The following is a 22,081-nucleotide window of genomic DNA, read 5'->3' as shown; positions in this document are numbered from 1 at the left end:
CACTGGCCGCTACGCGCCAGCCCAAACCGATGCGCTGCCACGGGAAACCCGGCTTCAATACCCGCTATGCATTTCACAGCGCGTACCTCGAACCTGGCAGGTGCCGTCACCGCCGGTTGTCTCGCGGTCACTCTCCTGGCCGCCGCCGGCGTTCCGGCAATGGCCGCGCCTGCCGCTGGCGAGGCCGGCACTCGGAACGTCATCATCGTCTTCGACGCGGCCCCCGCCGCGACCGGAATCGACCTCGCGAAGACGGCAGGAGCACAAGCCGCCTCCGGCAAGCACCAGGCGGTCCGCCGCGGCCAGGACGGCGTACTCGCCGATGCTCGTGCGGCTGGCGTGCAGGTCGCCGTACATCAACGCTTCGGCACCGTCCTGAACGCCGTCGCCGCCACCGTCCCCGTCGCCGAAGTCGGCACGCTCGAGAAGCTCCCCGGCGTGGCCCGCGTCGTCCCGGATCTCCCCGTCCACGCCATGGCGACAGATGCGGTCCGGACGGCGAACGCCACCACGACGTCGTCAGCCGCGGCCTCCGATGGCGCGGGAGCCGGGGTGACCGTCGCGGTTGTCGACACCGGGGTGGACTACAGCCATCCGGATCTCGGTGGTGGATTCGGGGCGGGGCACAAGGTTGTCGGGGGCTACGACTTCGTCAACGGTGACTCCGACCCGATGGATGACAACGGGCACGGGACGCACGTCGCCGGAATCATCGCCGCGAAGGCCGCCAGGCCCGATGGGGTGACGGGTGCTGCACCGGGGGCGGACATCACCGCCTACAAGGCGCTTGACGCGAGTGGTTCCGGTTCGAGTTCGGACATCGTTGCTGCGATCGACGCCGCGGTGGATCCGGCCGGCGCGCACCCGGCGGACGTCATCAACCTGAGTATCGGTGTGGACGGCGGATCCGGTGACGACCCAGTGACCGCGGCGGCGCAGGCGGCCGCGGACGCCGGCGTCATCGTGGTCGCCTCCGCCGGTAACGCGGGCCCGGTGGCATCGTCGGTCGCCAGCCCCGCGGTCGCGCCCGGCGTCATCGCCGTCGGCGCGACCGAAGGCAACCGTCGCGTCGGTTCGGCGACGATGGGCGACGAACCGCTGCAGACGTTCGAGACCCCGCTGAGCGCCGGCGCCCCGGCCAAGCCCGCGACCGGCCGCCTGGTCGACGTCGGCTACGCCTCGGCCGAAGAACTGACCGCGGCCGGCGACCTGCACGGCAAGGTCGCGCTCATGAACGGCTTCTCCGGCCCGACGGCCGAGTACGCCGCCTACATGGATCGGGAAGCGATCCAGCGCATCCAGGACGCCGGTGCCGTCGCGGTCCTGATCGGTCAACCGAGCTCCGGCGGCATCAGCATCAGCGCGGTCCCCGAGCCCGGCCACATCTCGGCCGACGACGCCCTACGGATGAAGTCGCTGGTCGTCCTTGGCATGGACGACACCCAGTACGCCGAACTCGCTGCCGCCGCCGGCCGCGACATCACCATCGTCGGCAAGGACGTCAGCGGCCAGATCGCGCCCTTCTCCGCGCGCGGCCCGGTGAACGACGGCACCTTCCGGCTCAAGCCCGACGTCTCGGCACCCGGCGTCGACGTCGTCTCGACGGTCCCCACCACGCTCGACCCGTCTGGGTACGCCGCCATGTCCGGGACGTCGATGGCCAGCCCCGCGGTCGCCGGTGCAGCGGCCGTGATGCGCGAGCACTACCCGACCAAGCCGGCCGCCGAGATCCGGTCCGCGCTGATCGGAGCCTCCGACCCGCTGCCCGACGTACCGCCGACGACCGACGGCGCCGGCCGGATGAATCTCGCGACGGCGCTGAGGTCCCCGCTCGAGACGAGCCCGACCAGCCTTTCCTTCGGACTCGCCGACCTCGACGGGAAGGCGATCTCGGCGTCGAAGCCGATCCGGCTGCACAACACCGGCAAGGGACGGCTCGTCGTCCACCTCGACGCCAAGGGCGTGAAGGTGCGGCCGTCCACCGTGTCGCTCGCGGCCGGTGAGTCCCGCAACGTCAACGTCACCATCACCGCGGACGTGCCGACGAAGAGCATCGACATCCAAGGCGACCTGGTTGCCTCGTTCAACGGTGGCGCGGTGACCGTTCCGTACTTCCTGGCCGCCCGCCCGATGGGCGTCTACGTCACCCTCGGATCCGTACCGAGCCTCGACGTCGTCGCGCCGCAACCGTTCCAGGGCACGCCGCAGGCGAACCTGACCGGACCTGACGGCAAGACGAAGGCCGTGGTGCTCCAGAGCCGCGGTACGGGCTGGGCCGGCGCCTCGCTGGCAGGCCTCGTCACAGCACCCGGCCGCTACCACGTGACCTCGACCGGTACGACAGCTTCGGGCGTGAACCTGATCGGCAGCACGTCGTTCGAAGTACAGGGCGGTCCGTCGGCAAGCTCCTGGTCGGCAACCGGCCCCAACAGCCAGGGCGGTGAGGTAACGCCGTCACCACAGGGCGATGTCGCGGTCACGACGGTGCCCGGCTCGACGCTGCCCTGGGTCAGCACGGACGCCGGCAAGACCTGGACCCCGCGCCCCGGGGCACCCCTGTCCGGAAGCCTCGGCGACGGTTACGTGACGTTCGATCGCAAGGATGCGAAGCGTTTCTGGTTCGCCGTCAACGAATGCACCGGCGGCTGCGGCACGATCGTCCGGACCGACGACCAGGGTGTGACCTGGAAACCGCAACACCTCGACAACGCCCAGATCCTCGGTCTGTTCACGATGCCCGACGGAGCCGTCGTCGCGGTCACCCCGGCCTCGCTGCTGTCGAGCACCGACAACGGGACGACCTGGTCGACGCATCCTACGGGCATCAGCGGTGACGTGCAGTACGCCGCTGTACTCGGCGACAAGCTGTACGTCGCCGATGGCCGGAAGATCTGGTCGATGCCGATGTCCGGCGGGGCACCCGGCGCCGCCACGCTGTCGTACTCGTCCACCACGACGGTCTTCGTCACCTCGCTGTCCTCGGGCGACGGAGTGATCGCCGCCAACGTCTGGTTGCAGGGCGCCGTGGCGAGCACCGACGGTACGACGTGGAAGACAGTGCACGCGGGCACCTTCCATGAGAGCGTGCATGCCTCCGGTACGTCGATCTATGCGACCGACAACGGCACCGGCTACCTGTCGCAGGACCGTGGGGCGACCTGGCGAGAGGTGCAGACGCCGAACCGGAACGGGGTCGTCACCGACTTCGACGTCTGGGCCGCGGGCGACACCATCGCCAACTCGGCCGGTGTCTACCGCCTCGGCGACGACGGATTCCACCGGATCGGCTTGTCGGCCGCCACGGTGAACGACCTGCTCGCGGTCGGCGATCGGATGCTGGCAGCAACCGAGTCCGGCGTCTACGGCAGTCCTGTCGGCTCCACCGACCAGGAGTGGGGCGCCGGCGAGGGCGAGGGGATGGTCGGCGCCGGTACGCGGTACCTGGCGTCGAGTCACGACGTACTGTGGCGGCTCGGTGCCAATGCCTTCGGCGGCAGCCTGCTCGATCGCAGCGATGACGGTGGGACGACCTGGACCGCGAAGAGCACCACGGACAACGTCCCGACGGCGCTGTGGGCCGACCCGGACGACCCCGCTCACGTGGTTGCCGGATTCAAGCGCCCGAACGACGGCGCGACGGGCATCCGGGTCACCAAGGACGGAGGCCAGACCTGGAAGAACGTCTACACGGCCTTCTACGTCGAGGCGATCGGCATCGACGACGCGGGCCGGCTGCTGCTGGGCGGGCCCAGCGGTCTGTTCCGCTCGACCGACGGCGGCGCGACGTCCACGAAGATCCTGGACGGCCGGGTCAGCACGATCCGGCGTACCGGGCGCTACCTGATCGCCGCGGGTGACGCGATCAGCGTCAGCACCAAGGCCGGCAGGTGGACCACGGCCGACCTCGGCGGGGTACCGACCTCGATCGATGACGTCGTTGTCACCGGCAAGGCCTGGTACGCCGCCGGCGCGGACACCTTCTGGGGCGTGCCGGTCGCGGGTCGCGGCGTACTCGAATCGACCGACCACGGCCGCAGCTGGCACAGCATCGGCGCCGGCCTGCCGACCACGGATGCGCGCGCACTAGCGGTCAGCAACGACGGCCGCTGGCTGTACGCCGGACTCGGGTCGGCCGGCACGTACCGGATCCCGATCGGCTGAACTACCGGCTCGCCCGTCCCTCCCGGCTCGTCCGTCCCTCCGGGCGAGCCGGTGCTTCCGAATGCGAAGCGCCCCGGTGGCTGTCCACCGGGGCGCTTCGGAAGCTTGGTGGCTCAGCCGGTGAAGGGTTCCGCGCCGACGATCTCGACGGTCACGTCCTTGCCGTTGGGGGCCTCGTACTTGGCCTTGTCGCCCTTCTTCTTGCCGAGGATCGCGGCGCCCAGCGGAGACTGCGGCGAGTAGACGTCGATGTCGACCGACGCGTCCAGGGCGAGCAGCTCGCGGGAGCCGAGCAGGAACGTCTCGACGTCGTCGTCACCGGCGAACTTGATCGACACCTTCATCCCCGGCTCGATCTTGCCGCCGGCCTTCGGGGTCTCGCCGACCCGGGCCCGGCGGAGCATGTCCTCCAGTTGCCGGATCCGCAACTCGATCTTGCCCTGTTCGTCCTTGGCGGCGTGGTAGCCGCCGTTTTCCTTGAGGTCGCCCTCGTCCCTGGCCTCGCTGATCCGCTGCGTGATCTCGGCACGGGCAGGGCCCTTGAGGTGCTCGAGCTCGGCCTTCAGCTGGTCATAACCGTCCTGCGTCAGCCAGACAACGCTGTCCTCGTCGATCCTTTGCGTCACGGGCTGCTCCTTGGTGTCGGTGGGATGGGCAGGAAAATACTGCTGGCCGCCGTCGTCGACGGCGACCAATCAAACGAGCGTAGCAAGAGACCGCCGAATACGCAGGGGCTCTCGCTGGCCCCAAACGCTTGGAAAACGTTTGCTCGACGGCTTTCCGCCGTTCCCGGACCGGTTTCTGGCAACCGATTGCCGCCGAGCCTCGTCCTGGCCGATGGGGACTGTGAACAAGCAATAGCTTGTCGCCACACCCCATCCCCTGTCCCCGGTCCGATCCACTCTGGCTTTGCGGAACATTTCTGCCACCAGCCGCAACAAATGTTCCGAAAACAGCCCGCCCGGCCCGGCGCCGAGCGCACATCCGTCCCGCCAACCACCCGCGCCCACCTGAAGTTGAGTGAGGCGGCGCTCGAGAAGTACTAGCGCGGGCGGTGTTGGTCTGCCGTCGTACAGCCGACGAGGACGACCGAGGTTGCTGAGCGTTGCGTTGTCAGGGTTACCGGGAGGGTCTGGTGGCGGGGTGCGTCCGCGGGGACCGTCACCGTGACCTCGCCGACGATCGAGAAGTCGGCGGCCTTCGCCTGCAGCCGGCAGTTCGCCTCCACGGACTTGCTGCGATCGACCTTGAGCGTCGCCTTCGCGCTGGTTGCCGAGGTGATCTCGAAGCCTTGGAGTTGCGACGTCACCGGCGGATTCGACTGCACCCAGGCGACCCAGATCAGCCAGGTCAGTCCGGCCAGGGCGACGACTCCCACGATGCCGATCAGCAGCGGCCGCCGGGATCGTCCGCCGCGGCCGTAGCGGGCGTTCAGGTCGGGGGTCGGGGACGCGGCAGGAGACTCGGTCACAGGGTGTCCAGGGGGTCGGTCGTGGGTTTTCGCAGGCATTGGAGGACCATTGTGTCTTGTGAGTGGAGATCTTCGGTTGTTGCATGTGCACGCCCACCCGGACGACGAGTCGAGCAAGGGCGCCGCGTCGACCGCCCGGTACGTCGCTGACGGCGTGGAAGTGCTGGTCGCCACGTGTACCGGCGGGGAACGCGGATCGATCCTGAATCCGAAGATGGACCGCCCGGAGGTGCTCGCGAACATCACCGAGGTCCGCCGCAAGGAGATGGACGCGGCGCGCGAGATCCTCGGCATCCGGCAGGAATGGCTGGGCTGGGTGGACTCCGGTTTCCCGGAGGGCGATCCGCTGCCGCCGCTCCCGGAAGGCTGTTTCGCGGCGCAGAAGGTCGAGGACGCCGCCGCCCCGCTGGTGAAGCTGATCCGCGAGTTCCGCCCGCAGGTGGTCACGACGTACGACGAGAACGGCGGCTACCCGCACCCGGACCACGTCATGTGCCACACGATCACCGTCGCCGCGTTCGAGGCGGCGGGGGACAAGGACGCCTACCCGGAGCTGGGCGAGCCGTGGCAGCCGCTCAAGCTGTACTACCACCACACGTTCCACTACGAGCGGATGAAGGCGCTGCACGACGCGATGCTCGCGCGCGGCCTGGAGTCGCCGTACGCCGAGCGCCTGAAGGACTGGAAGCCGGACCCGGAGAACGAGCGCCGCATCACCACCCGGGTGGAGTGCGCGCAGTACTTCGAGGTGCGGGACAAGGCGCTGCTCGCGCACGCCACCCAGATCGATCCGGACGGTGCGTGGTTCGCCGTACCGCTGGAGGTGCACCAGGCGGCCTGGCCGACCGAGGACTACGAGTTGGCGCGGAGTCTGGTCGAGTCGGAGCTGCCCGAGAACGACCTGTTCGCGGGGCTGCGCTGACGAGGGCTGCGGACAATGAGAGAATGGTGGCGTGGTAACAGCGATGATCTCCCTTCAGACGGCCGAGATCGACCCCAACGTGGTGAAGCCGGGGTGGGTCGCGCTGCTGATCGTGCTGGCGCTCGGTGCCGCCACGGTGCTGCTGTGGCGCAACATGGGCAAGCAGCTGAAGCGGATCGACTTCGACCGCGATGGTGCGGACGACCCAGCACCGTCCGGCGACCCAGCGAGTCAGGACCCCTCGCCGTCCCCGGCTACCGATGCAGCGCCGACGACTTCGGTGCCGACGACTTCGGCCCCGGCCCAGACGCCGAGTGACTCCAAGGAACACTCAGAGCACTGATCAGGTGTCATTGCTGTCACCGATTCCTGGGAACTCGGAAACACCCTGGTCACGAGATGGTGTCGGACTGGGCTGCCCACCTTCGGCTGACCCTATAGTGAGCCGCGTGCTGACTGGTGCCCACGACCTGACCCTGCGGTGACTGCGACCCGCGCCGCCCGGCACCGTATGCCCGGACGTCTGGTCGTCGGCGGGGTCGCCGCTGTCCTGATCGCCTCGGGCGCCCTGGTGGTGGCGTTGTACGCCGCCAACAGCGAGCCGCATGATGCGGGCGGGATCGGCGGCCCCGGTGCATTCGTGTCCTGGCTGCTGCCGCTGTTCCGGTTGATCTCCACGCTGGCCACGGTCGGCTGTGCGGGCGCGCTGCTCGCGGCGGTCGTGCTGCTGCGGATCGAGGGCGGACCGCTCGGTGTGCAGGGCCGGCGTGCGGTCCGGGACGCGAGCAACTCGGCGATCGTCTGGGCGGTGTGCGCGTTCGCGGGCGCGATCGTGACCGCGGCGCTCCTGCTCAACACCCCGGTGCGGCTGCTGCGGCTACGGTTCGACGACGCGCTCGGCGTACCCGAGGTGAAGGCGCTGCTCATCACCGGCATCCTGGTCCTCGCGCTGGCGATCGGCATCCGCCGGGTGCAGACGTCCTCGGCGGCAGCGCTCGGCGTACTGGTCGCCATCGCCGCACTGGTCCCGACCGCGGTCACGGCATACCCGAGGAACGAGTCGTACGTCGTCCTCGCCGGGGCGGCCCTGGTGATCCACGTGATCGCTGCGACGACCTGGGTCGGCGGGCTCGCGGGCCTGGTCCGCTACGGGCGGGCGAGCCGGACCGGGCTGCCGATCGTGCTGGAACGGTACGGCCAGGTCGCGTTCATCTCGTCGATCGCCGTCCTGATCAGCGGCCTGATCAGCGCCGCCGGCCGACTGGCCGCGAAGGGCGGCGGCTGGGGCTCGATCGTCGACGCAGCCACCTCGGACGCGTACGGCGTCCTGCTGCTGGTGAAGGTGGCCGCTTTCCTGCTCCTGATCATCCTCGCCGCCGTCCACCGCAGCCGCTCCGACACGGATCTCCTGGACGCGGGCGGCTCCTTCTGGCGCGTAGTCGGCGTAGAACTCCTCATCATGGCCCTAACCCTCGGCCTCTCAGTCGCCCTGTCCCAGACCGTTTGACCTCCGGATCGCGCGGCATCCACCGTCCGGCAGACGCGCTGCCCGCCGACACCACGGCAGGGGTTCTCCCTTGCTGTGTTGGGTTCTCCCTTCTAGTACCAGGAGAGAACCCAACACACGAGGGGAGAACCCCTGGCGTGATGGCCTCGCAGCGTGCCGGCTGAGCTTTGAACCTCACTCCCAGGGGGCGGTTCGTAGGTCGGTGGTGGTTCGGCGGTTGCGGTCGGGTGGGCGGGGGTCGGCGGGGCGGCCGATGGCGATCATCGAGATGATGTGCCAGCCGGGGCTGGGGTTCAGGTCGGTGGTGAGGGTTTCGAGGTCGAAGGCGCGGAACTGGCGGCAGGCCAGGTCCATCGCGTGGGCCTGCAGGGTGAGGTGTGCGACCGATTGCCCGAGGTCGTAGTCCGCGAAGTCGGAGTATGCCCAGTCGGTGTCCTCGACGTACCGGTGGGCCATCGTCACGATCAGCAGTGAGGCGCTCGGTGCCCAGCGGGCCGAGCTGCGGGCGAGGTGCCGGACGATGCGTTTGTGGTCGGGCTCGTCGCGGCGTGCGACGAAGTACGCCCAGGGCTGTGAGTTGCCCGCGGACGGTGCCCAGCGAGCCGCGTCGAGGAGCATCTCGACGTCCTCCTCCGTGACGGCCCAGCTGGGGTCGAACATCAGCGGGCTGAAGCGGCTGGCGAGCAGTGGGTGGACGGGCATGCTCCCATTCAACTTCCCTCCGAACGGACGCATACGGTGGGGGCATGGCGAACGAGCTCGGGCAGTCCACCAGTCCGTACCTGCGGCAGCACGCGGGGAATCCGGTGGAGTGGCGGGAGTGGTCGGAGCGGGCGTTCGCCGAGGCCCGCGAGCGGGACGTGCCGATCTTCCTGTCGGTGGGGTACTCCGCTTGTCACTGGTGTCATGTGATGGCGCACGAGTCGTTCGAGGACCCTGACACGGCGGCGTACCTGAGTGCGAATTTCGTCAGCGTGAAGGTGGACCGCGAGGAGCGGCCGGACGTCGACGCGATCTACATGGCGGCGACGGTGGCGATGACCGGGCAGGGCGGCTGGCCGATGTCGGTGTTCCTGACTCCGGCGGGGGAGCCATTCTTCTGCGGGACGTACTTCCCGAAGGACGCCCGCGGCGGGATGGCGTCGTTCCGGCAGGTGCTGGAGGCAATCACCGACGCGTGGCAGAACCGGCGCGAGCAGCTCGACGGGATCGGGAAGCGCGTCGTCGAGCAGCTCGGCGCGCAGCAACCCGCGGGCCAGGAGGCGTTCGACCTGGCGCAGGCAGTGCAGTTGCTGAAGCTCGATTTCGACCCGGTCGACGCCGGCTTCGGGCGGGCGCCGAAGTTCCCGCCGTCGATGGTGCTCGACTTCCTGCTCCGCCACCACCGCCGTACCGGCGACGAGGACGCGCTCGCGATGGTCGCGCACACCTGCGACCGGATGGCCCGCGGCGGGATGTACGACCAGCTCGCCGGCGGCTTCGCGCGGTACTCCGTCGACGGCCAGTGGATCGTCCCGCACTTCGAGAAGATGCTGTACGACAACGCGCTGCTCCTCGACGTCTATACGCACTGGTGGACGATCAGCGGCGACCCGCTCGCGAAACGCATCGCCGAGGAGACAGCCGGCTTCCTGCTGGCCGAGCTCCGCACGCCGGAAGGCGGGTTCACATCCGCCCTCGACGCCGACACGGAGGGGGAGGAGGGCAAGTACTACGCCTGGACGCCGGAGCAACTCCGCGAAGCCGTCGGGGACGACGCCGAATGGGTCATCGACCTGTGCGACGTGACCGGAACGTTCGAGCACGGTACGTCGGTCCTCCAGCTGCGGCAGGACCCGGATGACGCGGACCGGTGGAGCCGTGTGCGTGAAGCGCTCAAGCAGGCGCGGAGCAGTCGTACCTACCCGGGGCGCGACGACAAGGTGGTTGCCGCGTGGAACGGTCTGGCGATCACGGCCCTCACTCGCGCCGGCGTCGTGCTCGACAAGCCGCAGTACGTCGAGGCCGCGGTGGCAGCGGCCCGCTTGATCCGGGACGTGCATCTCGACGGCGCGCGGTTGTATCGGACGTCGCGGGACGGTGTGCGGGGGAGTGCGGACGGCGTACTCGAGGACTATGCGGCGGTTGCGCAAGGTTGCCTGACCTTGCTCGGAGCAACCGGTGATGCCGAGTGGTATCGGGTCGCGGAGGCCTTGCTGGACAGGGTTCTGGAGCAGTTCGTTGCTGATGGCTCCTATTTCGACACGGCCGCGGACGCCGAGCAGTTGGTGTGGCGGCCGCAGGATGCGACGGACAACGCGACCCCGTCGGGAGTCAGCCTCGCCGCGGAGGCCTTCGCCACGCTCGCGAGCCTGACCGGATCGGACCGGTACGAGACCGCGGCTCAGCAGGCGCTGCGGGCCTCGTCTGCCATCGCGCAACGTGCGCCGCGGTTCGCCGGCCGGGCGCTCGCGGTCGCCGAGATGATCGCCGCCGGTCCGCTCGAGATCGCGATCGCCGGTGATGCGCCGGAGCTCCTGCGGGTGGCGTTCGCCGACGCGCCTTGGGGTACGCCGATCGCGTCCGGTGCGCCCGGTTCCGCCGTACCGCTGATGGCTGGACGGGATCTGGTCGGCGGGCTGCCCGCGGCCTATGTGTGTCAGAAATTCACCTGCCGGCTGCCCGTGACGTTGCCGGAACACCTTCGCCGGGAGTTGCGCCCCACGGACTGAGGCCGTGCCGGGTGCGGGTTTTCCCTGCAGTTTCGGGCAAATCCCTTGACTCGCGGCGACCGGGCGGACACAGTCTGTCCTCAGTCGGATGTAACAGAACTCGCATGCATCGACACGAAGTGTCACAAATGAGGCAGTGGCACTGTTGCGTCAGCATCCGGCGCGTCCCCAACTGAATTCGGTCGCTGCGCCCAAACAGCGACCACACCGTGAGGAGATGTTGTCTTGAAACGACTGACATCAGCAGGGGCGGTGGCCATCGTCGCGGCAGCGGGTCTTGCCACGACGTTCACCGCTTCGAACGCGGGTGCCGCCGACCGGACGGCTCCGCTCCCGGCATCCGGCTTCAACCAGCCGGCCGCCGTTCAGGCCGAACAGGCGCTGACCGCGCAGACGGCCGCCGCTCTCGGTCTCGGCACCGGCGAGCAGCTCAAGGTCCGCGACGTGGTCAAGGACGCGGACGGCACCGAGTACGTCCGCTACGACCGCACCTTCAACGGCCTCAAGGTCGTCGGAGGTGACCTGATCGTCAAGCGCAAGGGCGAAGCGATCGGGCAGGTCACGTACAACCGCGGCGCCAAGGCGGTCGCCGTCGCCACCAAGCCGACTCTGTCCCAGTCGGCTGCGCTCGCCAAGGGTGCACAGGCGGCCAAGTTCAAGGCGACCGGTAACAAAGGCGCGCTCGTCGTCTTCGTGACGCCGACCAAGCCTGTCCTCGCGTACGAAGTCGTGACGACCGGTGTGAAGCCCGACCAGACCCCGTCGGTGCTGCACTCGTTCGTCGACGCCAAGTCTGGCGCGGTGCTCGCGCAGGACGACGAGATCAAGACCGGTACCGGCAACTCGATGTACTCCGGCACCGTCTCCATCGGTACGTCGGGATCGTCGGGCAGCTTCTCGCTGACCGACCCGACCCGCGGTGGTAACTACACCACGGACCTGAACGGCGCGACCTCCGGTAACGGCACGACGTTCACCGACGCCGACGACACCTGGGGGACCGGCGCCGCGTCGAACCGCCAGACCGCCGGTGTGGACGCGCACTACGGTTCGCAGCTGACCTGGGACTACTACAAGAACGCCCACGGCCGCAACGGCATCTTCAACAACGGCCAGGGCGCCCGCTCCCGGGTGCACTACGGCAACGCGTACGTGAACGCGTTCTGGGACGGCACCCAGATGACGTACGGCGACGGGTCGGGCAACACCCACCCGCTGACCGCGATCGACGTGGCCGGTCACGAGATGAGCCACGGTGTCACCGAGGCGACCGCCAACCTGGACTACTCCGGCGACGCGGGCGGCCTGAACGAGGCCACCTCCGACATCTTCGGCACGATGGTCGAGTTCTCCGCGAACAACTCGAGCGACCCGGGTGACTACCTGATCGGCGAGAAGATCGACATCCGGGGCGACGGTTCGCCGCTGCGCTGGATGGACAAGCCGTCGAAAGACGGTTCGAGCGTGGACTGCTGGTCGTCGAGCACCGGCGGCCTGGACCCGCACTACTCGTCCGGCCCGCTGAACCACTGGTTCTACCTGGCGTCGGAAGGCACCGGGAGCAAGGTCATCGGCGGCGTGACGCACAGCAGCACCGCCTGCAACGGCGCGACCATCACCGGCGTCGGCCACGACGTGGCCGCCAAGGTCTGGTACCGCACGCTGAGCACCAAACTGAGCTCGGGGAGCACCTACAAGGACGCCCGCGAGGGTGCGATCACCTCCGCGGTCGAGCTGTACGGCGCGGACTCGGCGCAGTGCAAGGGCATCGAGGCCGCGTTCAGTGGCATCTCGGTCCCGGCCGGCGCTGCTGCTTGCAGTGGCGGCACCACGCCGCCGCCGACCGGTGACAACCTGCTGCAGAACCCGGGCTTCGAGTCCGGAGCGGTGAACTGGACCGGCACGTCCGGCCCGATCACCAACAGCGCCGACCGTCCGGCGCACGCCGGCACCTGGAAGCTGTGGCTGCAGGGCAACGGTCGCGCCACCACCGAGAACGTCGGCCAGTCGGTCGCGATCCCGGCGTCGGCGACGTCTGCCAGCCTGTCGTTCTGGATCCGGATCGACACCGCCGAGACGACGTCCTCGACGGTGTACGACACGGCGAAGGTACAGGTCGTCGACGGGTCGACCACGACCACGCTGGCGACGTACTCGAACCTGAACAAGAACACGTCGTACGTGCAGAAAACGCTGGATGTCACGCAGTACAAGGGAAAGACCGTCACCGTGAAGTTCGTCGGCCAGGAGGACTCCTCCCTGCAGACCAGCTTCGTCATCGACGACACCTCCCTGACCGCGAGCTGAGCTCACGGTGAATCGTCCGGGGCGTGCGCGGCCTCCCGCCCTGGCCCGCACGCCCCGGATTACCTCTTGCCCGAAGGAGGTCCACCATGCGCAAGTCCCTTGTCCCAGGACTCGGCGTAGTGCTCGTCGCCACCACATTGCTTGCTACCGGCAACAGTGCGGTCGCGGCCGACTCGCCCGACATCTCCGTCACCAACACCAAGGCCCACCTGGACCAGTTGCAGTCCATTGCCACCAGCAACGGTGGTAACCGCTACACCGGCCGGGCCGGGTACAAGGCTTCGGCCGACTACGTGAAGGCCAAGCTGGACGCGGCCGGGTACACCACGACCCTGCAGTCGTTCAGCACCTCGGCCGGTACGTCGTACAACGTGATCGCGGAATGGCCGCACGGCGACGCGAACCACGTGGTGATGGCCGGCTCGCACCTGGACAGCGTCAGTGCTGGTCCGGGGATCAACGACAACGGCTCTGGCAGCGCCGGCGTACTAGAAACCGCCCTCGCTTACGCTGCCAGTGGTCAGACACCCAAGAATCGCTTGCGATTCGGGTTCTGGGGTGCCGAGGAGCTCGGGCTGCTCGGGTCGAAGTACTACGTCAACAACCTGCCCGCGGCCGAGCGGGACAAGGTCGAGCTGTACCTGAACTTCGACATGATCGCGTCGCCGAACCCGGGGTACTTCGTGTACGACGACAACCCGGCCGGCGACGGTGCCCGTGACGACCTGGTGACGTACTTCACCGGCAGGAACGTGCAGACCGAGTTCATCGACGTCCAGGGCCGCTCGGACCACGCGGCGTTCCGTTCGTTGGGGATCCCAACGGCCGGGACCTTCTCCGGCGCCGAGGAGACCAAGACGTCCGCCCAGGCGACGAAGTGGGGAGGTACTGCGGGCCAGGCGTTCGACCCGTGCTACCACAGCTCCTGCGACACCATCAGCAACCTGGACCTGACCTCGCTGGACCGCCAGATCGATGCCATCGGCCACATGATCTGGACATACGCGCAGAAGGACTACACCAGCGGGCCGCCACCGACCGGTGACAACCTCCTGCAAAATCCGGGCTTCGAGTCCGGTGCGGTGAACTGGACCGGGACCACCGGCGTGATCACGAACAGCACCTCACGCCCAGCGCACACCGGTTCGTACAAGGCGTGGCTGCAGGGGAACGGCCGGAGCAGCACCGAGAACCTCGGGCAGTCGGTCGCGATCCCCGCCACGGCGACAGCGGCCTCGTTGTCGTTGTGGATCCGGATCGACACCGCGGAGACCACGGGGTCCACGGTGTACGACACGGTGAAGGTGCAACTCGTCGACGGGTCCACCACGACCACGCTGGCGACGTACTCGAACCTAAACAAGAGCACGTCGTACCTGCAGAAAACGCTGGATGTCACGCAGTACAAGGGAAAGACGGTCACGGTGAAGTTCGTCGGCCAGGAGGATTCCTCCCTGCAGACCAGCTTCGTGATCGATGATGTGGCCGTGACCGCTTAGAGCTTCTTGCAGAGCTTGCCCGGTGGGATGGCGGCTTCGGTGAGCAGTTGGGTCACCGGGGCCGCCAGCGGCTTCACCTTCGGGTCCTCGATACGCGCTGTCTTACCGTTCGCCGAGACCGCGATGATCATGTCGTCGGGGTGCTTCGTAGCCGGCTTGGCCGCGACCAGGCTCGCCCAGTCGACCTGCTGAGCGGCCGCGGTGATGGTCGCCAGCAGACTCGCGTCGAGCTTGCACCGGATCGTCTCCTTGCCGCTCTTGCTCACGGTCGCGACGCCGTCGGTGCCGATCCGCACCTGGTCGTCGAAACCCGCGAACCCGCCGGTCCTGGACACGGTGAGCGGCAGGCCTGCGCCTACCGGCGTCGACTGCGTCACCGACGCGGTCGGCAGGGTCGGGGCGGTCGGGGACGGCGTACTTCCCGTGCCGGCTTCGTTGCCGCATCCGGTCAGCACGAGTCCTGCGACTGCTGTGCACACGACCACTGCTGCGTAGCTCCTCAGGTTCGTCACGCACCATGGATACACGGAAGGGCGCCGTTCGTTGCAGCTGTGACACGACTGAAATGTTCAGATGACCGGTGACACCAGGTCGACCAGCGTGCGGGTCAGCTGCACCCGCTGCTCGAACAGCTCCAGTGGGGCGCCGGGCGTGCCGAACACCTCCAGCGGCAGCGCGGTGAACGCAGCACGGATCAGCAGCGAGCCCAGGTACCCGTAGAGGACCTCCTCCTCGGCCACTTGCATGCCGTCCGCCGCGAGACCCTCCCGGAACCCCTTCAGGATCACCTTGTGTACTGCGGGCAACGCCTCCGGCGCCAGCTCGCCCGCGTGTGCCAGTCCGATCAGCAGCTGCCCCAGATCGAACCCGACCGCCTGCGGGCAGTCGAAACCCCAGTCGATCGCCACGAACTCGTCCGGACTGTCATGGGGCACCAGCAGGTTCTGCGGGCTCGCATCCCCGTGCTGGTAGCACTGCGGCAACGCCTCGAGCGCATCGAGTACTGCGGGGACTTGCTCGCCTAGTGTGAGCAGGTCGTCCCGTAGACCGTGGTCGCCCAGGTGGCAGATGGCTGCGCTGAGCAGTGGGTGCCGCCAGGTCTGCGGATCGGTGAGCGCCGGTAGCGCGGCCTTCATGACGCGGCCTTCCGCGTAGTACCGCAGCGCCGTACCGGGTGTGCTGGAGACGGCCCGATCGAGCAGTGGCGCGACGAGGTGCGGCTGCCGGCGAGCGGACAGCCGGCCGAGCAGGTACGCCGCCCGCTCGAAGCGGTCCATCGGCCATGGGCCCCATTCCTGGACGACGTTCTCCATCCACAGGGTTGCCCGGTCGTCGTCGTACATGTCGATGCGGTAAGCGTGCGCCAGTCGCAGGCCCGGTGGCATCAGGTCGCCGACCCCGCTCTGGTGGACGGCGATCTCCAACTGCCACGGCATGTAGTCGATGAAGCTCTGCCGGTACTCCACGGGCACGAACTCGATGATCGGAGAGTGCCGGACGGACTGCAGTTTCTTCACGAAGCACGACCAGTCGGCGCCGTCGAGCGACGTACCGAAAACGCGGTGCAGCGACTCGGTGCTCGGCGTACCGATCGGATAATCAACAGGCTCGACTCGGACCGCGCCCGCGACGGCCGCCGGATCTCCGGTGATCGTCCGCACGAGCGCGGTCAGGTCCTCCTCCCCCAACGCGTCCCGGCCCAATGGTTCCAGTCCGGTGATCATGTTCCCCCCACGGAAGTAAAGTCACCTTACTGAGGTGATAGTAAAGTTGCTTTATGACTTCCGTCAACGACGATCCCCGGGTCGGGACCGATCACATCGCCGCGCTGCTCGGGCTGGCGCTGCAGCGGATCCGGTCGGAGATCCTGGCCACATCCGAGGAACGCTTCCCCGGACTCCGGGTCTCGCACTACCGCCTGCTCGACCTGATCCCGCCCGACGGCGCCCGGATCACCGACCTGGCGGAGGTCGCCACGATGACGAAACAAGGCCTCGGACAGCACGTCGACTACCTCCAGAAACTCGGCTACACCGAGTCAGCCCGCCTCCCCACCGACCGCCGAGTCCGCCTGGTCCGCCGTACGCCGCTCGGCGACGAAGCAGTCGCCTCCAGCCGAGCCGCCATCGCCCGCGTAGAACACGCCTGGTCCACCCAACTAGGCCCCACCCGCTACACCACCCTCCGCCAAACCCTCCAAGAACTAGGCACGTAGAAGCACCTCCGCCGCCTGGGCGAACTGTTTCCGGAACATTTGTTGCACCTGGTGGCAGAAATGTTCCGCAAAGCCGGACTGGATCGGAGTGGGCACAGGGGATGGGGTGTGGCGACAAGCCATTGCTTGTTCCCAGTCCCCGCCGCCTAGGACGAGTTGGCCGGTGCGCGAGCAGTCGTGTTGAGCCGACGTACTCCGCCTCGGACGAGTTGGCCGACGCGGGCGGTGGTGTGGGACTGGCGCGCTCGGTGCGCGAGCCTGATGGCGGGGGATGCAGACGGGTCACGCCTTCGGCGCGGCTGCTTGTTGGCCGGCTCTGCCGGCGCGCGGGTTCTGGTGAGGGGCGCGAGTACTTGGCGGGTGGGCATGGCGCTCGCCCGCGGGGCCGGCCGGGTGTTTGCGGAACATTTGTTGCGGCTGGGGGCAGAAATGTTCCGGAAAGCCGGTGTGGATCGCACCGATGACGGGGGATTGGGTGCGGCGACAGGTTATTGCTTGTTCACAGGCCCCGGCGGTGGTGGCTCGGGTGGGTTAGCCGACGCGGTAGGTCGCGATGCTTACGGCGATGTAGTGGCAGATGAAGGCGGCGACGGTGAAGGCGTGGAAGATTTCGTGGAAGCCGAACCAGCGGGGGGACGGGTTCGGGCGCTTGGTGCCGTAGATGACGGCGCCGATCGAGTACAGGCCGCCGCCGACGGCGATCAGGGTCACTACGGCGGCGCCGCCGGCGTGGTAGATGTCGCCCATCCAGAAGATCGCGACCCAGCCGAGGGCCAGGTAGATCGGGGTGTAGATCCAGCGTGGTGCGCTGAGCCAGAAGATCCGGAACAGGATGCCGAGTACGGCGCCGCCCCAGACCAGGCTGAGCATCAGCAGGCGGTCCTTGCCGTGCAGCAGCACCATGCCCAGTGGCGTGTAGGTGCCGGCGATCAGCAGGAAGATGTTGCTGTGGTCGAGCCGACGCAGGATCGCTTCGCCGGTCGGGCCCCAGTAGAACCGGTGGTACAGCGCGGAGATACCGAACAGCAGCATCGATGCCGCGGTATAGACCGCGGCCGCCCAGCGCGCGTTCGCGTGCGGGGCCAGGCAGATCAGGACGATGCCGGCGGCGGTGGCGAACGGGAACGTTCCGGCGTGCAACCACCCGCGGAGCTTGGGCTTCAGTGGGCCGAGGCGCCCGGAGAGCCGGTGACCGAGTTCCTGGGGTTGTGCACTGGAAACGGTCATCGCCGTCCTTTCGAGGGGTGTCCGGGCGGTTCGTACCTACGCAACCGTAACCTACGGAACCGTAGGTTCAATGGGTCAGAAGGATGAAATGTAGGCGAAGTCACCCGGGTGATGCAGCACGCCCGCGTTTACGATGCACGAACTGTGCAGAAAGTTCGACCTTTCTGGCAGCTTTCTGTGAGTCACACCTGGGCCTCTCGTGCGGGGTGTTTCTGGGCTAGCCTCGTGACCGAGAGTCTTCGAGGAGAGCACCCTGCCCATGCGGACACCTGGCAAGCAGAAGCTGCGCGACGCGGTCTACGGCCTGTACGAGCGGCGGCTGGCCCGATCGCTGTCGCCGGACCGGATCCCGCGGCACATCGGGGTCATCATCGACGGCAACCGCCGCTGGGCCCGGCAGGTCGGCGACCCGGTGTCGCGCGGCCACGAGGCCGGGGCGAACAAGATCTCCGAGTTCCTGAACTGGTGCGACGGCGTCGGCGTCAAGGTGGTCACGGTGTGGATGCTGTCCACCGACAACCTGACCCGGCCGGCCGACGAGCTGGAGCCGCTGTTGCGGATCATCGAGCAGACGGTCGAGGAGCTGACCTCGATCGGCCGCTACCGGATCCATCCGGTCGGTGCGCTCGACCTGCTGCCCGGCACCACCGCCGAGGCGCTGAAGGCGGCGGAGACGGCCACCCACGACGTTCAGGGGATGCTGGTCAACGTCGCGGTCGGGTACGGCGGACGTCGCGAACTCGCCGACGCGGTGCGCTCGCTGCTCCTGGAGGAGGCCGCGAAGGGCATCTCGATCGAGGAGCTGGCCGACCGTGTCGACGTGGAGCACATCGCGCGGCACCTGTACACGAAGGGCCAGCCCGACCCCGATCTGGTGATCCGGACGTCGGGTGAGCAGCGCCTGGGCGGCTTCCTGCTCTGGCAGAGCGCGCTGAGCGAGTTCTACTTCTGCGAGGCGCTCTGGCCGGACTTCCGGCACGTCGACTTCCTGCGCGCGATCCGGAGCTACGCCCAGCGAGAGCGCCGTTTCGGCACCTGAAACCGGCGGTCGACCACATCAGGCTGGACGACCAGCCGGTTGGCTGAGCGCGACAGTGACCGGCGGTGTGGTTCCGCGGCCGCAGCGCCGGCACGTCGTACGGCGCCTGAGGTAGTACGCGTACGTCGCTGCGCCCAGCGCCGTACCCCAGAGGATCCAGAGGATGCCCGGGGCGTTGGTCGCCCACATGTCGCCGCCGAGCGGGGCCTGGGTGTTCATCAGGCCGGCTGGGATCAGTACGACGGCGACGATCGAGGCCGGGATGATGGCGAGCAGCGGTGGGACACGCCGGCCGGCCTTGAACCAGATCCAGCGCGGGTAGATCTCGCCCCACCGGTGCACTAGGCCGTGGGTGAGGACGCCGCCGCCCAGGCCCAGCACGGCCAGGCCGAGGCCCATCTCGAGCATTCCGGGCGTGTCGGCCATCATCTGGTGGAACTCGTCGGTGATGCCCACGGGCCAGCCGAGGTACCAGGCGATCCGGGTGAACTCGTACGGAAGGTTCGCCACCACGGCGACCGCGACCGCCCACTTGCCCCAGCGGAGCGCAGCCTCCGGGCGCATCCAGGCCGGATCGTGGGAGCCCCGGCCGCACGACACGCAGGCGTTGCGGCTGCGCCGGTGGTACGCGAGCGCCGTGGCCGCCCAGAGCAGCCCGCCGACGAACAGGATGATCAGGTTCACCCGGTGCCAGTACAGGATGTCGCCGACGCCGTCCTGCGGCCCCGGTACGCCGGTGAACGCGAACACGATCAGCGCCGGCGCCATGGCAACTACCGCGACCAGCGTGTAGTCGGGGATGACGAGCGCAAGGGCGACCGCGAGTACGGCGGCGATCGCCTGCAGGATCGATCCGCGCGGCCGCGTCCGGGTCATCACTAACGCGAGGACGGCGCCGCCGAGCCCGATCGCCGCCATCACAGGAGCGACCACGTGCACCGGCGTACCCTCGAGGATCGATGACGATGACTGAGCGTCATCGACCTGAGCGAACGGGTAGCCGGCGCCGCCGAAGGTCCAGTAGAGCGCGAGTACGCCGTACACGAGGGACCAGAGCGCGGTGGCGTATCCGATCCACCTCGGCCAGTACTTCGTCATGCACCGAGCCTCGCCCGGCGGCCCGTCGTACCGGATCACCCGGCCGGGTGACCCGGCTCCCTCCGGTGGGGGGAAGGCGTAACACCGTGTTAACCCCGTGGCCGGGCGTGTCGGGCTGCGCCGTTTGCAGGAGCCTCCTACCCTGACAATGACGGTCGGAGGGGAAGCCGGCTGTCACGGGAGGCCCGATCAGTTTGAGAATCTCGTTCCAGCCGGTTGCCCCATGAGGGGCCGAACGGAGTACCCGAGACCTCAGGTCTCGAACTCACTGATCGCCGTTGCCGCTCGCGCGGCGGCGCGGACGGGGTCAACACCGGACCCCGAGGGCGAACCCCGACCCATCACCTAACCACTGGCGGGCCGGGGCGAGGGTGTACGTCACGGCCAGAAGAGGACGTGCGACATGGCCATCCACGCCAAGGCGTCAAGTACCTCATCCACACCGGACCAGCGCACTTTCGTGCTGGACACCTCGGTGCTCCTCTCCGACCCGCACGCGTTGCTGCGGTTCGACGAGCACGAGGTGGTCGTCCCGGTGGTCGTCGTCACCGAATTGGAGGCCAAACGGCATCACCCGGAACTCGGCTATTTCGCACGTACGGCGCTACGCCTGCTCGACGAGCTCCGGATCCTGCACGGACGACTGGACGCGCCCCTGCCAGTGGGGGAGAAGGGTGGAACTCTCCGGGTCGAGCTGAACCACACCGACCCGGAGACCTTGCCGGCCGGTTTCCGGCTCGGTGACAACGACAGCCGGATCCTGGCCGTGGCCTGCAACTTCATGGCCGAGGGCAAGGACGTCACGCTGGTCTCGAAGGACCTGCCGATGCGGGTCAAGGCGTCGGCGTGCGGCCTGATCGCCGAGGAGTACCGCGCCGAGCTCACGCTGGAATCCGGCTGGACCGGGATGGCGGAGCTCGAGGTCGAGACGCACGTCGTCGACGACCTGTACGAGAACGGCTCGGTCGAGCTGCCGGAGGCGGGCGAGTTCCCGACCCATACCGGTCTGGTGATGCTGTCCGACCGGGGCAGCGCGCTCGGCCGGGTGATGCCGGACAAGCGGATCCGGTTGGTCCGCGGCGATCGGGAGGCGTTCGGGATCCGCGGGCGCTCCGCGGAGCAGCGGGTCGCACTCGACCTGCTCCTGGACCCGGACGTCGGGATCATCTCGCTCGGCGGCCGGGCCGGTACGGGCAAGTCCGCGCTCGCGCTGTGCGCCGGCCTGGAGTCGGTGATGGAACGCCGCCAGCACAAGAAGGTGATCGTCTTCCGGCCGCTGTTCGCGGTCGGCGGGCAGGAGCTGGGTTATCTGCCGGGCAGCGAGGCGGAGAAGATGGGGCCGTGGGCGCAGGCCGTGTACGACACGCTCGGCGCGCTGACCAGCGGTGACGTCATCGACGAGGTGATCGACCGGGGCATGCTCGAGGTCCTGCCGCTGACCCACATCCGCGGGCGGTCGCTGCACGACGCGTTCGTGATCGTCGACGAGGCGCAGTCGCTGGAGCGGAACGTGCTGCTCACGGTGCTGTCGCGGGTCGGTGCCAACTCGCGGGTGGTGCTCACCCACGACGTGGCGCAGCGGGACAACCTGCGGGTCGGGCGGCACGACGGTGTGGTCGCGGTGGTCGAGCAGTTGAAGGGGCACCCGCTGTTCGCGCACGTCACGCTGACCCGCTCGGAGCGGTCGCCGATCGCGGCGCTGGTCACCGAGATGCTCGACGACCTGCAGTTGTAAGGAGTGTTAGTGCGCTTAGGTAATAAGCGTCTGTAAAGCAGAGGTAAGAACGGTGGGGGGGGCCCCCCGCGCCCCCCCCCCGCGGTGGTGGCCCGGGGGTTGTGAAGGAACGGGTAAGCCCCCGGAGGTTTTGGTTTGAGACCCACGGGGGGGGGGTTTTTAGGGAGGAAAGAATAAAAAGAAACGCGC

At 68.3% G+C, this 22,081-nt stretch carries 17 protein-coding genes; 10 read left to right on the top strand and 7 right to left on the bottom strand.

The genetic code is table 11. The annotated features are described in order from the left end of the window. Nucleotides 1-66: 66 nt before the first annotated feature. Nucleotides 67-4,161 (top strand): S8 family serine peptidase, encoded by a 4,095-nt coding sequence (locus ACWF0M_RS34300; protein WP_452239903.1) that lies wholly within the window; start codon nt 67-69, stop codon nt 4,159-4,161. 113 nt (nt 4,162-4,274) lie between these two features. Here ACWF0M_RS34300 and greA read toward each other — a convergent pair whose 3' ends face one another. Together greA and ACWF0M_RS34290 are read right to left on the bottom strand one after the other, a co-directional pair. Next, complete coding sequence (greA, locus tag ACWF0M_RS34295) at nt 4,275-4,787, bottom strand: transcription elongation factor GreA (protein WP_452239939.1); 513 nt, start codon at nt 4,785-4,787, stop codon at nt 4,275-4,277. Nucleotides 4,788-5,203: 416 nt separating this feature from the next. Beyond that, a complete protein-coding gene (locus ACWF0M_RS34290; RefSeq protein WP_452239902.1) occupies nt 5,204-5,632 on the bottom strand; it encodes a DUF4307 domain-containing protein in 429 nt (142 codons plus the stop codon). A gap of 58 nt (nt 5,633-5,690) precedes the next feature. On the opposite strand from ACWF0M_RS34290, the gene mca reads away from it, so the two are divergent. From mca to ACWF0M_RS34275, 3 genes are all read left to right on the top strand, one after another. Further along, nucleotides 5,691-6,554 carry a mycothiol conjugate amidase Mca gene (gene mca / locus ACWF0M_RS34285; RefSeq protein WP_452239901.1) on the top strand — a complete coding sequence of 288 codons (864 nt, stop codon included), beginning with the start codon at nt 5,691-5,693 and terminating at the stop codon, nt 6,552-6,554. 43 nt (nt 6,555-6,597) lie between these two features. Beyond that, nucleotides 6,598-6,897 carry a hypothetical protein gene (locus ACWF0M_RS34280; RefSeq protein WP_452239900.1) on the top strand — a complete coding sequence of 100 codons (300 nt, stop codon included), beginning with the start codon at nt 6,598-6,600 and terminating at the stop codon, nt 6,895-6,897. A gap of 138 nt (nt 6,898-7,035) precedes the next feature. Continuing rightward, nucleotides 7,036-8,061: a copper resistance D family protein gene (locus ACWF0M_RS34275; RefSeq protein WP_452239899.1), complete on the top strand. Its 1,026-nt coding sequence runs from the start codon at nt 7,036-7,038 to the stop codon at nt 8,059-8,061. Between the two features lie 174 nt (nt 8,062-8,235). On the opposite strand, the gene ACWF0M_RS34270 is transcribed toward ACWF0M_RS34275, so the two are convergent. Beyond that, nucleotides 8,236-8,763 (bottom strand): nitroreductase family protein, encoded by a 528-nt coding sequence (locus ACWF0M_RS34270; protein WP_452239898.1) that lies wholly within the window; start codon nt 8,761-8,763, stop codon nt 8,236-8,238. A gap of 44 nt (nt 8,764-8,807) precedes the next feature. Between ACWF0M_RS34270 and ACWF0M_RS34265 the strand changes: the two genes are divergently transcribed. The 3 genes from ACWF0M_RS34265 to ACWF0M_RS34255 all read left to right on the top strand — a co-directional run bounded on the left by ACWF0M_RS34265 (nt 8,808) and on the right by ACWF0M_RS34255 (nt 14,578). Beyond that, the gene (locus tag ACWF0M_RS34265) at nt 8,808-10,772 is read left to right on the top strand and encodes a thioredoxin domain-containing protein (RefSeq protein ID WP_452239897.1); all 1,965 of its coding nucleotides are present in this window, start codon (nt 8,808-8,810) and stop codon (nt 10,770-10,772) included. Between the two features lie 252 nt (nt 10,773-11,024). Beyond that, nucleotides 11,025-13,079 (top strand): M4 family metallopeptidase, encoded by a 2,055-nt coding sequence (locus ACWF0M_RS34260; protein ID WP_452239896.1) that lies wholly within the window; start codon nt 11,025-11,027, stop codon nt 13,077-13,079. 86 nt (nt 13,080-13,165) lie between these two features. Further along, nucleotides 13,166-14,578: a M28 family metallopeptidase gene (locus ACWF0M_RS34255; protein WP_452239895.1), complete on the top strand. Its 1,413-nt coding sequence runs from the start codon at nt 13,166-13,168 to the stop codon at nt 14,576-14,578. Here the strand turns inward: ACWF0M_RS34255 and ACWF0M_RS34250 are convergent. Both ACWF0M_RS34250 and ACWF0M_RS34245 read right to left on the bottom strand, forming a co-directional pair. After that, nucleotides 14,575-15,090 carry a hypothetical protein gene (locus tag ACWF0M_RS34250; RefSeq protein WP_452239894.1) on the bottom strand — a complete coding sequence of 172 codons (516 nt, stop codon included), beginning with the start codon at nt 15,088-15,090 and terminating at the stop codon, nt 14,575-14,577. The genes ACWF0M_RS34255 and ACWF0M_RS34250 overlap by 4 nt on opposite strands. 57 nt (nt 15,091-15,147) lie before the next feature. Beyond that, nucleotides 15,148-16,302, bottom strand: a complete 1,155-nt coding sequence (locus ACWF0M_RS34245) for a phosphotransferase (RefSeq protein ID WP_452239893.1) — start codon at nt 16,300-16,302, stop codon at nt 15,148-15,150. A 53-nt stretch (nt 16,303-16,355) separates the two neighbouring features. Between ACWF0M_RS34245 and ACWF0M_RS34240 the strand changes: the two genes are divergently transcribed. Beyond that, nucleotides 16,356-16,793: a MarR family winged helix-turn-helix transcriptional regulator gene (locus tag ACWF0M_RS34240; protein WP_452239892.1), complete on the top strand. Its 438-nt coding sequence runs from the start codon at nt 16,356-16,358 to the stop codon at nt 16,791-16,793. Nucleotides 16,794-17,324: 531 nt separating this feature from the next. Here ACWF0M_RS34240 and trhA read toward each other — a convergent pair. Continuing rightward, a complete protein-coding gene (gene trhA / locus ACWF0M_RS34235) occupies nt 17,325-18,020 on the bottom strand; it encodes a PAQR family membrane homeostasis protein TrhA (RefSeq protein WP_452239891.1) in 696 nt (231 codons plus the stop codon). A gap of 259 nt (nt 18,021-18,279) precedes the next feature. Between trhA and ACWF0M_RS34230 the strand changes: the two genes are divergently transcribed. Continuing rightward, nucleotides 18,280-19,059, top strand: a complete 780-nt coding sequence (locus ACWF0M_RS34230) for an isoprenyl transferase (RefSeq protein ID WP_452239890.1) — start codon at nt 18,280-18,282, stop codon at nt 19,057-19,059. Between the two features lie 18 nt (nt 19,060-19,077). On the opposite strand, the gene ACWF0M_RS34225 is transcribed toward ACWF0M_RS34230, so the two are convergent. Further along, entirely contained in the window at nt 19,078-20,157 is a 1,080-nt protein-coding gene (locus tag ACWF0M_RS34225; protein ID WP_452239889.1) for an NYN domain-containing protein, read from the bottom strand. 403 nt (nt 20,158-20,560) lie between these two features. Here ACWF0M_RS34225 and ACWF0M_RS34220 point away from each other — a divergent pair, with 403 nt between their 5' ends. Then, complete coding sequence (locus ACWF0M_RS34220; protein ID WP_452239888.1) at nt 20,561-21,892, top strand: PhoH family protein; 1,332 nt, start codon at nt 20,561-20,563, stop codon at nt 21,890-21,892. Nucleotides 21,893-22,081: the final 189 nt, after the last annotated feature.

It is taken from the genome of Kribbella sp. NPDC055110 (genome assembly GCF_053607525.1).
Note: the sequence above shows the minus strand (reverse complement) of the source record. Positions and strands in the feature narration are given on the sequence as shown.